We start from the raw sequence: 15,036 nt of genomic DNA, 5'->3' as shown, positions 1-15,036 counted from the left end.
TTTTTGTAATCAAATAATATATAAAATAGTACGGTGCTATTTCAAGTGCGCAAAGATACAAAATAAAATAAAACAACTTGCCGATAAGTAAGTTTTGATAAATCTTCAAAGAAATCAAATAAGAATACAAGTTTATTATTAAAATGATACCAATAATGCAAAAAAGAAGCACATTTGAAGTATTGTTGCTGTAAAACATATAAATGTTAAGCGGAAGAATCAACAAGCTAATGAATGTTCTGTAGCTGACTTTTTGCAGATTGAGTTGTTCAGCAAATTCTTCAATGTTAAAAATGGCGGCAATAATTTTTTCAATCAAAAATTTGGAAAGCACAAAAACCCCAAAAAAGGTCAGTATCCTAATAAATAACAACCAATCGGTTTTGGAAACATATCCGAAATGACTGAGTACCATTTGGATAAAAAAAGCGAAAGAGATGCTTTGCACTACAAATAAAAGAATGGTAAAACCACTCATTAAATGCGAAGGATCTTTGTAAACCTTAATGTATTTGTCAGAAACTAAAATCTTCAGAAAATCATTAAAACGCGTTTCAAAAGCAGTACGCGTAACCGCAATTAAAGCAAACGATAAAACAAAAAGATAAGTGGCCCAATCTTTCGTTTCAATGACTCGTGGTTCAAAAATTATTTCTGTCATATACCCGGCAAAATTACTAATTTTTTATTTGTTAAATTATTATAATATTATTAAGATGCGACACTAATAAAAAGTTTATTTTTGCACAAAGTATGACTGCATTTATGAGCGACGGCATTGTAATTATTCCAACCTATAATGAAATTGAAAACATCGAAAGCATTGTTCGAGCCGTATTTTCTTTACCGAAATCTTTTCATGTTCTTATTGTAGACGACAATTCTCCTGATAAAACTGCCGACAAAGTAATCGAATTACAAAAAGAATTTGGGAATCAACTTTTCCTCGAGGTAAGAAAGAAAAAAGCAGGTTTGGGAACAGCTTATGTTCACGGTTTTAAATGGGCATTGCATAACAATTACCAATATGTTTTTGAAATGGATGCCGACTTTTCACACAATCCAAATGATTTAGAGAAGTTGTATGAGGCTTGTCAAAAAGGATCCGATTTGGCTATCGGTTCTCGATATGTTACCGGAGTTAATGTTGTAAATTGGCCGCTCAGCAGGGTGTTACTGTCTTATTTTGCCTCTGTATACGTTAGGCTCATTACCGGTATGAAAATTATGGATGCCACCGCCGGATTTATTTGTTACCGCAGAGAAGTGTTAGAAAAAATTAATCTGGATGCCATTAAGTTTATAGGCTATGCGTTTCAAATAGAAATGAAATACAGGGCTTTTGCCAAGAACTTCAAGATTGTTGAAGTACCGGTGATTTTTACCGACCGAACCAAAGGCCAATCAAAAATGAGTGGTGCGATTATTAAAGAAGCCATCTTTGGCGTTATTTCTCTCCGATTCAGGAAATTTTTAAACCAATTATAAAATAATAAAATGAATACCGTTTTAATTAAAAATGCCAAAATAGTTAATGAAGGGAAAATTGTAGAAGGGGATGTTTTGATTGAAAACGAGTTGATAGTCGAAATTGCCGAAAGCATTAGTCCTAAATCTCCGAATTGCAAAATTATTGACGCCGAGGGAAATTACTTAATGCCCGGCGCCATTGATGACCAAGTTCATTTTCGCGAACCCGGTTTAACACACAAAGGGACTATTGCCTCCGAAAGTCGTGCTGCAGTGGCCGGAGGAATTACTTCCTTTATTGAGCAGCCAAATACTGTCCCGAATGCCATTACCCAAGAACTTTTAGAAGACAAATACCAAATTGCGGCCAAAACTTCTTATGCGAATTATTCGTTTATGATGGGTGGAACTAACGATAACTTGGAGGAAATTTTAAAGACTAATCCCAAAAATGTAGCCGGATTAAAACTGTTTTTAGGATCTTCTACCGGCGATATGTTGGTTGATAGTTCTGATTCACTGGAGAAAATATTTTCCAGCACTAAATTATTAATTGCAGTGCATAGCGAAGACGAGACTACCGTAAAGGCAAATTTGGAGCATTATAAATCCATTTACGGTGATGATATACCGGTTGAGTTTCATCCTGAAATACGCAGTGTGGAAGCTTGTTATAAGTCGACTGTAAAAGTGATAGAATTGGCTAAAAGAACCGGTGCCAGATTGCATGTCTTCCATTTGTCAACAGCCAAAGAGTTGGATTTGTTTACCAATAAAATTCCTTTAGAGGAAAAACAAATCACCGCTGAAGTATGTATCCATCATTTGTGGTTTACAGATGCTGATTATAAAACCAAAGGCAATTTGATTAAATGGAATCCGGCGGTCAAATCGGCAGCAGACAAAGAGGCATTATGGAAAGCTTTGCTGGACGATCGAATCGATGTGATTGCAACTGATCACGCACCACATACTTTAGAAGAAAAGCAACAGGTATACACCAAAGCGCCATCGGGCGGGCCATTGGTTCAGCACGCTGTAGTAGCGATGTTTGAAGCTTACCATCAGGGTAAAATTTCAATACAAAAGATAGTGGAAAAGATGTGCCATAATCCTGCTAAGATTTTTAAAATTGAAAAACGTGGTTTTATCAGAGAAGGCTATTATGCCGATTTGGTTTTGGTAAATTCAGGTTTGCCATGGAATGTTAAAAAAGAAAACATATTGGCCAAATGCGGTTGGTCGACTTTTGAAGGGTATAACTTTAAATCGAGAATTACCCATACTTTTGTAAACGGAAACTTGGTTTATCAAAATTTTAAAGTGAATGATAAACCGGTTGGGAAAAGATTGTTGTTTGACCGATAGAATTTTGAAAATGTTGAATGTAACTAAAAAATCAAAGATGACTTTAAGAAGCCTGTTTATGGGTTTGTTGTTTGTTTTTGTCGGATGTAATACTGCGGTAGAAAAGCCCAAAAAGTTAATTAAGAGAGACAAAATGATAGATATATTGTATGATATATCACTAATGGAGGCTGTTAAGTCGCAAAACATCAATGGCGGTATCAGCAGCCAAAAAGCCAATGAATTTTTGTTCAAGAAATACCAAATTGACAGTCTGCAATGGGAAGAAAACAATAAGTATTATGCTTCCGATATTGAGGAATACAAAAAAATGTATCAAGAAGTTAAAATAAGAATAGAACAAGAGACAGCAAAAGCAGGCGGAACTCCAACCGAAGGTACCGTACCAAAAGACTCAGATGTTCCGATGGTGAAGTAATTATTTTTGGAGCGAACGCACAACTTCGTCAACAACCGATTCAATGCGTTGGAATTCAAAGTTCAACGCATTTTTTATTTTGGCATTTGCTATCTTATCGGAAGATAAAAGCGATTGGGTGCTGTATTTTGACAGTCTTCTTTTTCGGTTGAAAATGCTTGCCAGTAGCCAATCTAAGCGCCAGCCGATGGCCAACATCCAGGGTTTGGCTTCCCATTTTGGTTTTTTGGCGCCTAATTTTTCCGCAATTTGAAAGATGATGTCTTTGAAAGATAGATTTTCAGCTATAACCACAAAGCGTTCTCCTACTATATCGCTTGTCATTAGTTGTATCATGATCAAAACTACATCGGTTACGCCTACATAACCAGTACTGCCATTGGTGTAGAACGGAAATCCTTTTTGGATGGCAGAGAAGAAAAGACCACTGCCTTGCTGCCAAAAACCTGTGCCGAATATTACGCCCGGATTAACAATGACTACATTTAGGCCTTCTTGTTGGCCGCGCCAAATTTCCATTTCGGCACCGTATTTGGAAATGGCGTAATCACTGTGATAGTGTTCCGGATTCCATTCGGTTGCTTCAGTAATGGTTGTTTCTCCCGGTTTTAAATCGCCCAAAGCGGCAATGGAACTCACATGACAAAGTTTGCTGACGTTGAAATCCAAACAAAAGTTGACGATATTGGCTGTACCTTCAATGTTGATTTTACGGAGTTTATTCTCGTCTTTCGGGTCGAAAGATATTTGTGCAGCGCAATGGTAAACATGGGTTACGCCTTGAAACGCCTTTTCCAAAGACGGCACTTCAATAATATCGCCTTGCATCCACCGGATTTTGTGGAATTGGTCTTCTTTATTGTAAAGTTGGAAAAGCGATTGGGTTTTACGGATGTTTTTTTCGTTTCGGTAAATGGCCCGAATTTCCGACTCGTTTGCCGTTAACTGTAACAGCAAATGTGCACCTACTAAACCGGTTCCGCCAGTGACTAAAATCATATTGCTAAATTACGAATTATGAATTACGAATTATGATTTTTTTTGTGCCGACAAGTAATCCAAAGGACTTTCTCCTAGCCCTGATTGGAGTCTCGTTTTTTGGAACGAGACGGAAAGCAGGAACAAGGAAAGCAGATAAATCCCGAACCTTTCGCTCCCAAATAATCAATTCTGATTATATTTGCGCAAATTTGATTACCTCATGAGAAATTTAGTAGCAGAATTACAATGGCGTGGAATGGTTCACGATATGATGCCAGGCACAGAAGAGCAACTTTTAAAGGAAATGACAACTACTTATGTAGGTTTTGACCCGACGAGTGATTCGTTACACATAGGTAATTTGGTTCCTATTATTTTGCTGGTTCATGTGGCAAGATGTGGTCATAAACCGATTGCTTTAGTGGGTGGCGCGACAGGTATGATTGGCGATCCTTCGGGGAAATCGGACGAAAGAAATTTGTTAGATGAAGCGACTTTAGAAAAAAATGTGGCGGGCATCAAAGCGGTTTTGTCTCGTTTTTTAGACTTTAACTCGACGGCTGCTAATGCTCCGATTTTAGTGAACAATTACGATTGGATGAAGGATTTTTCGTTTATCAATTTTGCTCGCGATGTTGGTAAAAGAATTACGGTGAACTACATGATGGCGAAGGATTCGGTGAAGAAAAGATTGAGTGCGGAAGGAGAAGGAATGAGTTTCACGGAGTTTACTTACCAATTGATTCAAGGATACGATTTTCATCATTTGTATAAAACCCATAATTGTTTATTGCAAATGGGCGGAAGCGACCAATGGGGCAATATTACCACCGGGACAGAATTAGTTCGCAGAATGAATGGTGAAGGCGCAAAAGCTTATGCGATGACTTGTCCGTTGATTACGAAAGCCGATGGTTCTAAATTCGGGAAATCCGAAGGTGGAAACGTTTGGTTGACTGCTGATAAGACATCGGTATACAAGTTTTACCAGTTTTGGTTGAATACTACCGATGTGGACGCGGAGAAATACATTAAGATTTTTACGTTTTTAGATAAAGATACGATTGATGCTTTGATTGCTGAGCATAATCAAGATAAAGGGTTGCGCCTGTTGCAAAAGCGTTTGGCGGAAGAAGTGACTGTTTTTGTTCACAGTAAAGAAGAATTGGAAAAAGCGATTTTTGCCTCCAAAGCGAAGTTCAGCCCAACGATGGACGAAATGCTGCAGCTTGATGATAAGACATTTACAGAGGTTTTTGATGAGAAAGAAACAGCAGAAATACCCGAAGATGATTTTAAAAACGGTTTGGATATGATTGCTGCCATGGCTGCTAAAACAGGTTTTTTGAAATCGAATAGTGAAGCCAGACGAGAGTTACAGCAGAATGCCATTTCGTTGAACAAAGTCAAGGTAAAAGAAGATTATATCATTACAGCTAAAGATTTAGTAAAAGGTAAATTTTTAGTCTTGCAAAAAGGAAAGAAAAATTACTATTTAATCAAAGTGGTATAAATTCAAAAGGAACCGGATGAGGTTCCTTTTTTTATTCGCCTAAATCGATCTCAATTTTGTTAGAAGTAAACCAGCCTTTGATAAATATTTTGTTGCTCAATACCTCTTTTTTTTCGTCTTCAGTAAAATTAGAAAGAAGTTCTTCTGCCATCAAATTGATGTGGAGTTCCAGAAAGTGTTTTTCTTTTTCCTCGATATAGTATTCAATATCACCATTGCGATGGTAGCGATTTTTATCCCAAACCAATATTGTAGTGAAGTGTTTGGTTTGATTGGCTTCTATATTTTGAATGTTCTCTAAGAAGCCGTCTTTTTTTATTTGAGATAATTGTTCCGGAGTTCTGGATTTGATGTAAGTATCAACAGAATCAATATATTGAGTGTATTCAGCTTCCGATTTAAAGTACCTAATATTACTCTCAACGTTTATTATGCCGTTAGCTTCAATTGCCGTTTCATTTTCATAAAGTTTGTAGTAAACATTGGGTCTGAGAGAGCCGGCTCCGATTGGAATCAGGTCTTTAGGGTTTAAGATAAAAGTTATGGGTTTATTGGTCAGATTCGTTAGATGGTAGTGCAAAATAAATTTTCTTTCGGTTTCATTCGAGTTTAAAACCGATAATGAATCAATTTTTATTTCGAGGGGTTTTTGTTGTCCAAAAACGGCAACAGCGAAAAGCAGGCAAACAATCAATTTCATAACGGTATTTTGTTTAAAACGAAAAAAAAACAATTTTATTACAGTACCATTAAATTACAACCGCGTATATCGGAATTGTCGAAGCGACCTAAAATTTCGAAAGAATTGTTTGGGTATTTTTTGCCCAAATCTTGTGTGGCGATGAAGGAGCAAGAGTTGATATTGACTAAGTCGATCACATTTACGCCACCGGTTTTCCCGTAATCTACATAACATAGAGCGTCTTCGGTATCGCGGACTAAAATTTGCATCCAACTCGGACATTCGAAAATACCGTTGCCGAGAGAATATGCTTGCGACAACAATTCTGTCATACCGTATTCCGAATGGATGCTTGGAACGCCGAAACCATTACAAAGTATTTCATGCAGTTCTTCCCTTATCATTTCCTTGCGTTTTCCTTTCATGCCGCCGGTTTCCATGATGATAGTGTTTTTTAACTCAAAAGAATGTTTTTCGACTAAATCGAGCAAAGCATAAGTCACGCCAATTAAGATTACATTTTGACCTGAAGTGTCCAATTCAATCAGCTTGGAAATCAATTCATCGTAATTGTGTAAGTAAAAGCCGCTGTGTTCGTTGTTCGATAATTCGATTAAATCTTTCACCATATAGATTAGTGACGAACCGCTGCGTTCCAAGTAGGATGGGAGCAAGGCCAAAACCGCATAGTCTTCAATGTTGCCGTAGAATTGCGAAAACGCTTGGCGGTAACTTTGTTCGTAGAGCGAAACATCGGTAACTAAGTGTTTGCTGGTAATCATGCCGGTTGTTCCGCTGCTGGTGAAGGTTTCTTGCACTTTATGTGAATTAGAAACAACGGAATGACTTTTAAAAAATTGTATCGGGAGAAAGGGAATTTGGTTCAATGATTTCACCTTTTGTACATCTGTTTTCAAGAAGTCACAGAATTCGCGATAGACTTGGTTGTTTTCATATTGGTATCGAAAAACTTTTAAAGCTATTTTTTCGAATTGCTTTTGGGAGGAAATCGTAAATATGTCTTGCGGATGAACCAAAATATTTTAAATATGTTTGCCGCAAAAATACGGAAAATAAAAAAGGCCCTAACTTTCATTAGGACCTTTTTGGTAGTATTAGATTGGGATTATTTGATCACCAATTTAGTTGAAGCTGTTTTTCCTTCTTCAGTAATTCTAACCACATAAATACCAGCATTTAATCCGCTTACGTTGATAGCACTGTCAGAAGTTGAAGTATTCAATACTTGTTTTCCTAAAACATCAAAAATAACAACAGTTTTTTCAGCATTAGCTTCAGTTTCGATAAACAAAGTTCCGTTAGCAACCGGGTTAGGGTATACTTTTAAACCTGAAATAGCAAAACTTTCTGATGATAAAGTTAAATCATTTAGTGAGCGCGCTACTACTCTAACGGCACCGTTGTTTTCAGAGGCTAAAACTATGATGTCATTAGCGCCGGTAGGAATTACATTGTTAGGAGCACTCAAGTAACCGGCTTCAGAGAATAAAGTTCGGAATGTAGTTGAGGCATCAGCGTTTAATACATAATCAGTATTTGCAGCAAAAGTAGCTGTTCCGTCTCCCGCAGCAAAAGTAGCTCCGTTGATTCTGATTAATTCGCTTTCATATGTTTCAATGTTAGCAATTAAATCAGTTACAGTTACTACTTGAGGTGTAATGGTGTTTCCGGTAGAGCTTACAGTAGCGTTTGCAACCGGTAAAAATTCAATAACACCGTTAAAGTTGAAAGATTGACCTTTAAGTCCGCTTAATGCATCACCTGTTGTAATGGTATTAGGAGTGATAACACCCGGAACGTCATCAATCAACATACCGGCTGTTGCATCTTGTACGTATTTTTGATTTCTGTTCAAACGAGCATAACTTACAATAGCAGGATTTGTTAATTCGTAGTATTTTCCAAAACCATTGGCAATCACATCAGCTCTTAAAGCAGCAATGTTACTTACGGTTGTAAAACTGGCAATACTAAAGGTTGTAGTAGCATTTACAGCTGGTGACAACACATTATTAGAGTTGTTTACCAACTCAGCATAAATGGTGTAGTCGCCTGGAATTAAACTGTTTAAAGCAATTGGAGTTGTATCGAATTTATTTACTAATGTTCCTCCGTTAATGCTATATCTAATGTGTCCTGAACCAGTACCATTAGCTACTGTGAAGTTAGAAACCGCGATATTTACGGTTACACTGGTAACAGTAGGGTTGTATACAGTTCCATTTACTGGAGAACTTATTGCTAATGATGGTGCAGTAGAACATACTGCAGCTGGTGAAGCAGAATTCTTTGGTGATGGAGTTGCTGTAGTAAAATCAGAAGCATTGTTATTTGTGTCAGTACAGCCTCCGTTCAATCTTATAACGGCAGTTGTAGAGGTTAAAGCAGTTCCGGTTGGGCCTGTTCCTTCAAAACCTGTAGGTGTAGCGCCGTATCCAACCAAATCAACTACTTCAGCGCCGGCAGGAATTGATCCTGTTTGAGCGGTTAATACGTTGGCTAATAACACTTTTCCGTTAGCACCACTCATGGCCAAACCGGTTGACGGAGCAACAGGTAGTGAATCAGGAGTTGGCAGAGCTGTACTAGGAGTAGTACCGGCAGCACATTGAATTAAATAATATTGACCAGGTTGAAGAATAAATCCTGTTAATGGTTGTACAGCCCACGATGTTCCGGTAGCAGAAGCATATTGAACCGACCATCCGGTCAAATCTTGAGCTACAGACCCGCGATTAAAAAGTTCAATAAAATCGTTGCTGAAAGTGGCTCCTGTATTTCCACCTCCACCATAAACTTGGCTGATTACAACTTGAGCATTTGCAGTTGAAACTGAAAAAATCGTTAGTAAAAGTAATAAAGAGTAAATTTTTTTCATTTTTTTAAATTTATTTAGCCCACAAATATAAGCACAATATTTGTTTGCTGAAAATAACAGTGTAAAAAAATGATTAAAAAAAAGTTAAACAGTCAAAGTTTAACTATCTGACAATTAGTTTTCTAGTAGTAGTAGTCTCTCCCTCGGTAATTTTGATGATGTAAACACCCGGCGGGATAGTACTGATATTTAATTCGCGAGAAGAAATAGTGGTTTGTAATACCTTTTTACCCAAAACGTCAAAAATTAAAATCTCTTTGTCGAGCGTGGTTTTTGAAGTGATGTAGATTTTTCCGTTGCTTACCGGATTTGGATAAAAACCAAGCGTTTCTCCTTGTTGTTTCCCATCCTGAGCAAAAGTGCCGAGAGAGAACAAAGCGAAAAATAAAAGGGAGTATAAGTAGTTTTTAGCCATGACAAAAATTTGGTTAATACAAATGTATAAAAATAATTTCAAATATTGTACCAAAAAAAACTCCTTCTTGTTAGGAAGGAGTTTTTTATAGTATCTTAAGGTTAAATTATAAACCTATTGTCCAACCTGTAGCCCATGAAGGTACACCTCCACTATTACCAGCTCCGGTAGCAGTGGTAGTTTCTGAAATTACTGCTGTAACATCAGCACTTACTCCTGATGTTGCCGGTGCAACAGCTGTGGTTCTTCCTGTTGTTTTGCGTGTAACATCTGTAAAAGTAACATTGTTCCCTTTTAGCGATGTGCCAACTCCTGCAATAGTCTCGTCATGTTCCACATCAAAACCATCCGCCCATCCGCTTACTATAACGTTGTTCAAGATGCCTCTTGTTCCTCTTCTTAATTTTAAGGCGTCATTTTCAGGATATGTTGTTGAGGCAGCAGTGCTTCCAGGACCTATCAATGTAATGTTTGTGATAGTAGGGTTTGATAACGGTGTGTTTGCAAATCCTAATTCAAAATTATCAGCCTCGATCCCTCTGTTGCCTTTTCCAAAAGAAATCTTACCATACCAGTTTGTGTTACTTCCATTCCAACCTTCTGTCCAGTCAAACTGATCATCTTCGTTACCAAAAGCAACTAGATTTGAAGTATTTACGGTGCCACCAAAAAACTCAAAACCATCATCAGCACCATGAAAAGCTTGAACGAATTCAATTACAGTTCCTGAGCCTACTCCAAATAGTGATAGACCATTAAATTCTTTTTCACTGTTAAAAGCGGCACCACAATATTCAAGTCTTAAGTAACGAATAGTGCCTGAATTATCAGTTGGTACTGTTCCACCATAGGTTAATTCAGCTACTTCTGATTGAGCTGTTGATGTACCACCGCTAACTCTGTTGATAGGTGCTTTTCCACAAATAACCAATCCACCCCAATCACCTGGTCCTTTTACGGTTAAACCACTTGTCATAATTACCGGATTTGAAGCAGTTCCGTTGATATTTATTTTGCCTCCTTGAGCTACTGCAATAAAAGAGGACGTTCCGCCAACACCTTCAATTACAGTTCCCGCAGGAATTGTTAAAGTAGCACCATCATTAACTTGAAGTCTACCGGTTAGTTTGTAAACAGTTCCGGCATTCAGTATCACTTCACCATCGTTTATCTGACCTTTAAAGTCAAGTGGATCTACTTCAAATGAAGAACTCGGACTGTTGCTGTCATCACTTGAACAGCTTGTTAAAATTGAAGCTGTAATAACAAAAAATGTAAAAATTTTTAAAATTGAATTTTTCATGTTGTTTTATGGTTTAAAATAATTTTCAGTTGCAAATATCTGTTCTAATTCATTGAATTGAGTTAAGCTAACATCATTCTTAGATTAACAAATACTTTACTATTTATTAAGTAAATGTTACTTATGTTAAAAAAAAATAAAAAGCGGTCAATTTGACCGCTTTTTGTTAATATATATGGGTATTACTTAAAATTGATAGTTCAAATTTAAGCTAAAGGTCATACCTTTTCTGTAAGATAAAACATTTACATCACCATTGTTATTTTCTTGCGTTCTCTCAATTTTTGGATCTAATAAGTTTCTTGCAATTAAGGAGATGCCTAAATTATTATTTATTTTGACTCTGTTAATCAAATCTAAAGTGCCTACTGCTTTGTCAACAAGATTGCCATTTCCATTAGTTCCAATGGCATTTATTCTGTCTGAAAAATAAGTAAAGGCGAGGGTAGAAGTGAGCGATCTGTTTTTTTCATTCCATTCTTTAAAGAAAGTAAGATCGGCATTTATTAATAAGTCAGAAGCTCCAGTAAAGGCACTATTTGTATCGCTGAAGGCAACGTTATAGTTGGTTTCTCTCTGGATTTTTTCTGCGTCCAAATCCTGAGAAGTATACAAATAAGACACATTTAACCCCGAAGATAATTTGGTGCCGTTTTCTTTATCTTGCTTAAGAATATTTTTTCTAATCTCAAGTTCTGCACCCGTAGCGTAGCCGAATTCTCCGGTGTTAACAAACGATACGTCGTTTGTGGATGATGCTATCGTAATTTCGTTTATTGGGTTTTGAATGTATTTACCAAAAGCTGTAACCGATATAACTTCCTCTGATTTTGGGAAAAACTCCCATTTCAAATCTAAATTATAATCATCAGATTCATATAAGTCAGGATTACCAATCTTTACTTGAAGTACTTCTTCGTATAAAAATAAAGCTCTTTCTTTAAACTGAGGCAAAGTATAAGTTTTACTAAATCCTAATCTGAGATTTTGTTTTTCGTTCAATTCATATTTCATCACTAAGCTAGGTAGAAATGCGGTTTTTTCTAATAAATCTTTCCCTCTGTCACCTAATTGAGTATCCCAATTTACTTCTTGACTGATTTGTTCTGTTCTTAATCCGAGTATTGTTGTAAGTTTTTTAAACTTATATTCCGTATTTACATATCCGGCATTGATTAACAATTCGCCTTCATAAGATTGTGGTCGAGTAGCGTTCGGGACCTGAATATTTCCCCTAAAAGTAGTAATTTCAAAAGCGCCGTTGGCAAAGTTCTGTGAGTTATAAAATAAATCCAAATTGTTCGGGTTCACAACAGTTGTTTCAAAACCTTGATTGGCTCTAAAGTTGAATTGATTTGCAATCAACGTTCTGTTTTTCATTCTGCCGTTGTAACCTAAAGTTATTTTGCCTAAGAAATCACCTTCTTTGTTTTTTTTGAATTTGTAATCAACACTTGCTTTTGCTGCAATTTCATCTTCGTTAATGTTTTGAAAATAACGATGGTTATCCGGTCTTGAAATGTTAGAAAGTACAAATCCATTAGCTTCTTCACGGAATATATTTTGAACCCTGTCCGGTTGATCACTCTCTACTTTGTTGTAAGAGACTCCCCAGTTAAACTCATATTTTTCTTTAAATTTGTGATCACCAATTAATTGATTAATCATCAACTGATTTCTCTCATAGAAAAACCTTCTCAAAAAACCATTTCCTTCATTAGCAATATCTACAATAAAACCTTCATATTCTTCTTTGGATTGATTTGATGTATTGATGAAAACTGTGTTAATTTTTACTTTGTTATTTGAATTAATTTTATAAACGGCATTACCCATTATAGTGGTATTGGTGTTAAAACTGTTTTGTCTAAACTCTGTGAAGTCCTTGTTTATAACACCAAGTCCATTAACACCTCCTTTGGCAGATCCATCAGTTATTGCATTAAATTCATTACTGTAATTAGCAGTCCCAAACAAACTAAGTTTTCCATCCTGACCCACATCAAAAGAAGTTCCGCCGGATAAACCTAAACTTCCTGCCCATGCATTTTTACTGTCCAATTGAAGTGTTTCAAAATTATAAGCGCCAAGAGGATTATTTGGCTGAGAAGTGGTACTAAAACCAGTCCAGTTTTGACCTTTTTGTAAAGTGAAATTATCTAAACCTAATGCATTAGTATTGCCTTTTGAACCAATGTCAACTTTTAAATAGCTCTTTCCTTTGAACTCTTTTGAAACTACATCAACATTTCCCCCGGCAAAATCTCCATATAATTTACTACCATACACTTTGTCAATACCAACCGATTCAACAATATCAGTAGAAAATATATCTAAATTAATGTTTTTCTTCTCAGGATTATTGGATGGAATAGGTAAGCCGTTCATTGTAGTTGAATTGTATCGGTCGCCCAAACCACGAACAAAAATATTTCCGGAACCTTCTTGTTTGGTGATTCCGGTAGTTTTAGTAACAGCTGTAGCCACATCACTAACACCTTTTCTGGATAATTCCTGCGCTCCTATACTTTGTTTGATTTCAACGGCATTTTTTTGTTCCAATAATAAAGCAGATTCTTTTTCACGACTGGCCACTTTCTGAATCACCACATCTTGCAACTGATAACTTCCTGAGCCTAAAGTTTTATTGATGGTTAAAGTTTCACCGGCTTTTACCACAATCTTTTCTTCTATGGTTTCGTAGCCTAAAAAGCTGAATTGTATGGTGTAAGTTCCGGCTTCAACACTCAAACTGTACTTTCCGGTTTCATCAGTGGTTACTCCTATGTTAGTACCTTTAATAATTACATTGGCAAACGGTAAAGGTTCATTATTTAAGTCTTTATCGGTCAAAGTTCCGCTGATAGTTCCTTTGTTTTGGGCAAAACTTATGAGGTTGATTAATAATAATGTAACGATTAATTTAAGTTTCATTTTAGTCGTGTTTAATTTTGGTGCAAAGAAACTATCGTATTGTAAAGACCGTGTTACTCCATTATTACCTTTTTGTTCCTTTAGTTTTACCAAATTGTTAACATATTAAATTACCGTTAACTCCAAAGTCGTGCTATATCATCATTTTGTATTATCTTTACCTTTACTACCGCAAAAACAATCGTGCGTTTGTTATGAAGAAAAAAGACATTAAGATTTTATTAGTCGACGATGAGCAAGACATCTTAGAAATTGTAGGGTACAATCTTGCCCAAGAAGGCTATCAAATTGTAACGGCTACCAACGGAAAAGAAGCCATCGTCAAAGCTAAAAAGGAATTGCCGCATTTGATTATTATGGATGTGATGATGCCTGAAATGGACGGTATGGAAGCCTGCGAAAACATCCGTAAGTTACCTGAACTAAGTAATGTCATTATCACTTTCCTAACTGCTCGAAGTGAAGATTACTCTCAAGTGGCCGGTTTTGATGCCGGAGCCGATGATTATATCACCAAACCCATCAAGCCAAAGTTGTTGGTAAGCAAAGTAAAAGCTTTGTTGCGTCGTTTGAAAAGTGAAGACCAAACTACAGAAACGCTTAATGTAGGCGGTATTGAAATCAACCGTGAAGAATATAAAATCATCAAAGAAGGCCGAGAAATTATATTGCCTCGAAAAGAATTTGAACTCTTTTATCTGTTAGCCTCAAAACCCGGTAAAGTATTCAAACGTGAAGAAATTCTGGATAAAGTTTGGGGTAACGAAGTCATAGTTGGCGGTAGAACTATAGATGTACACATTAGAAAACTTCGCGAAAAAATTGGTGAAGATTTATTCAAAACCATCAAAGGAGTGGGTTACAAACTTGAAGTCTAAATGAAAGTCAATTTCAAGAAAACATATACTTTTGCGTTAGTTTCTACCACGTATATTACCCTTTTCTCCACCGGTTTTCTTGGTATTTTACTTTGGTTTTTTCACGAATTCTCTTTGGCTATTCTTTTGGTTTTTGCCTTGTCAATGGCGACCTTTTCTTTCTTCGTTATACAGT

The 15,036-nt window shown here is 36.5% G+C and carries 13 protein-coding genes; 5 read left to right on the top strand and 8 right to left on the bottom strand.

Annotated features, from left to right (window positions below):
- On the bottom strand, positions 1–661 hold a 661-nt coding region (locus ACIQ32_RS08455; RefSeq protein WP_396195251.1), incomplete at its 3' end, for a DUF4271 domain-containing protein.
- A 104-nt stretch (positions 662–765) separates the two neighbouring features.
- Between ACIQ32_RS08455 and ACIQ32_RS08450 the strand changes: the two genes are divergently transcribed.
- Genes ACIQ32_RS08450 through ACIQ32_RS08440 form a run of 3 tightly spaced genes read left to right on the top strand, consistent with a single transcriptional unit; the run spans position 766 to position 3,256 of the window.
- Positions 766–1,488 (top strand): polyprenol monophosphomannose synthase, encoded by a 723-nt coding sequence (locus ACIQ32_RS08450; RefSeq protein WP_396195252.1) that lies wholly within the window; start codon positions 766–768, stop codon positions 1,486–1,488.
- Between the two features lie 9 nt (positions 1,489–1,497).
- Positions 1,498–2,838 (top strand): dihydroorotase, encoded by a 1,341-nt coding sequence (locus tag ACIQ32_RS08445; protein WP_396195250.1) that lies wholly within the window; start codon positions 1,498–1,500, stop codon positions 2,836–2,838.
- 37 nt (positions 2,839–2,875) lie between these two features.
- Positions 2,876–3,256 (top strand): DUF4296 domain-containing protein, encoded by a 381-nt coding sequence (locus tag ACIQ32_RS08440; RefSeq protein WP_396195249.1) that lies wholly within the window; start codon positions 2,876–2,878, stop codon positions 3,254–3,256.
- Here ACIQ32_RS08440 and ACIQ32_RS08435 read toward each other — a convergent pair whose 3' ends face one another.
- Entirely contained in the window at positions 3,257–4,255 is a 999-nt protein-coding gene (locus ACIQ32_RS08435; protein ID WP_396195248.1) for an NAD-dependent epimerase/dehydratase family protein, read from the bottom strand. It abuts the gene before it with no gap.
- 202 nt (positions 4,256–4,457) lie between these two features.
- On the opposite strand from ACIQ32_RS08435, the gene tyrS reads away from it, so the two are divergent.
- A complete protein-coding gene (gene tyrS, locus ACIQ32_RS08430; protein ID WP_396195247.1) occupies positions 4,458–5,750 on the top strand; it encodes a tyrosine--tRNA ligase in 1,293 nt (430 codons plus the stop codon).
- 31 nt (positions 5,751–5,781) lie between these two features.
- Here the strand turns inward: tyrS and ACIQ32_RS08425 are convergent, their stop codons facing one another.
- From ACIQ32_RS08425 to ACIQ32_RS08400, 6 genes are all read right to left on the bottom strand, one after another.
- Complete coding sequence (locus ACIQ32_RS08425) at positions 5,782–6,450, bottom strand: hypothetical protein (RefSeq protein WP_396195246.1); 669 nt, start codon at positions 6,448–6,450, stop codon at positions 5,782–5,784.
- Positions 6,451–6,488: 38 nt separating this feature from the next.
- The gene (locus ACIQ32_RS08420; RefSeq protein WP_396195245.1) at positions 6,489–7,469 is read right to left on the bottom strand and encodes an acyl transferase; all 981 of its coding nucleotides are present in this window, start codon (positions 7,467–7,469) and stop codon (positions 6,489–6,491) included.
- Between the two features lie 89 nt (positions 7,470–7,558).
- On the bottom strand, positions 7,559–9,331 hold the full coding sequence (locus tag ACIQ32_RS08415) for a T9SS type A sorting domain-containing protein (RefSeq protein ID WP_396195244.1): 1,773 nt from the start codon (positions 9,329–9,331) through the stop codon (positions 7,559–7,561).
- 103 nt (positions 9,332–9,434) lie between these two features.
- Positions 9,435–9,746, bottom strand: a complete 312-nt coding sequence (locus ACIQ32_RS08410; protein ID WP_396195243.1) for a T9SS type A sorting domain-containing protein — start codon at positions 9,744–9,746, stop codon at positions 9,435–9,437.
- Positions 9,747–9,852: 106 nt separating this feature from the next.
- A complete protein-coding gene (locus ACIQ32_RS08405; protein ID WP_396195242.1) occupies positions 9,853–11,049 on the bottom strand; it encodes a hypothetical protein in 1,197 nt (398 codons plus the stop codon).
- Positions 11,050–11,235: 186 nt separating this feature from the next.
- The gene (locus tag ACIQ32_RS08400; protein ID WP_396195241.1) at positions 11,236–13,983 is read right to left on the bottom strand and encodes a TonB-dependent receptor domain-containing protein; all 2,748 of its coding nucleotides are present in this window, start codon (positions 13,981–13,983) and stop codon (positions 11,236–11,238) included.
- 194 nt (positions 13,984–14,177) lie between these two features.
- On the opposite strand from ACIQ32_RS08400, the gene ACIQ32_RS08395 reads away from it, so the two are divergent.
- A complete protein-coding gene (locus ACIQ32_RS08395; RefSeq protein ID WP_396195240.1) occupies positions 14,178–14,861 on the top strand; it encodes a response regulator transcription factor in 684 nt (227 codons plus the stop codon).
- Positions 14,862–15,036 lie beyond the last annotated feature (175 nt).

The sequence above is a fragment of the Flavobacterium sp. genome (genome assembly GCF_044373165.1).
Classification (GTDB): domain Bacteria; phylum Bacteroidota; class Bacteroidia; order Flavobacteriales; family Flavobacteriaceae; genus Flavobacterium.
This window is presented reverse-complemented; position numbering and strand designations above follow the sequence as displayed.

Excerpts from the sequence above, each read along its gene's own strand:
- ACIQ32_RS08450 (WP_396195252.1), top strand. The coding sequence starts at position 766 with ATGAGCGACGGCATTGTAATTATTCCAACCTATAATGAAATTGAAAAC.
- ACIQ32_RS08445 (WP_396195250.1), top strand. The coding sequence starts at position 1,498 with ATGAATACCGTTTTAATTAAAAATGCCAAAATAGTTAATGAAGGGAAA.
- ACIQ32_RS08440 (WP_396195249.1), top strand. The coding sequence starts at position 2,876 with ATGACTTTAAGAAGCCTGTTTATGGGTTTGTTGTTTGTTTTTGTCGGA.
- ACIQ32_RS08435 (WP_396195248.1), bottom strand. The coding sequence starts at position 4,255 with ATGATTTTAGTCACTGGCGGAACCGGTTTAGTAGGTGCACATTTGCTG.
- tyrS (WP_396195247.1), top strand. The coding sequence starts at position 4,458 with ATGAGAAATTTAGTAGCAGAATTACAATGGCGTGGAATGGTTCACGAT.
- ACIQ32_RS08425 (WP_396195246.1), bottom strand. The coding sequence starts at position 6,450 with ATGAAATTGATTGTTTGCCTGCTTTTCGCTGTTGCCGTTTTTGGACAA.
- ACIQ32_RS08415 (WP_396195244.1), bottom strand. The coding sequence starts at position 9,331 with ATGAAAAAAATTTACTCTTTATTACTTTTACTAACGATTTTTTCAGTT.
- ACIQ32_RS08410 (WP_396195243.1), bottom strand. The coding sequence starts at position 9,746 with ATGGCTAAAAACTACTTATACTCCCTTTTATTTTTCGCTTTGTTCTCT.
- ACIQ32_RS08405 (WP_396195242.1), bottom strand. The coding sequence starts at position 11,049 with ATGAAAAATTCAATTTTAAAAATTTTTACATTTTTTGTTATTACAGCT.
- ACIQ32_RS08400 (WP_396195241.1), bottom strand. The coding sequence starts at position 13,983 with ATGAAACTTAAATTAATCGTTACATTATTATTAATCAACCTCATAAGT.
- ACIQ32_RS08395 (WP_396195240.1), top strand. The coding sequence starts at position 14,178 with ATGAAGAAAAAAGACATTAAGATTTTATTAGTCGACGATGAGCAAGAC.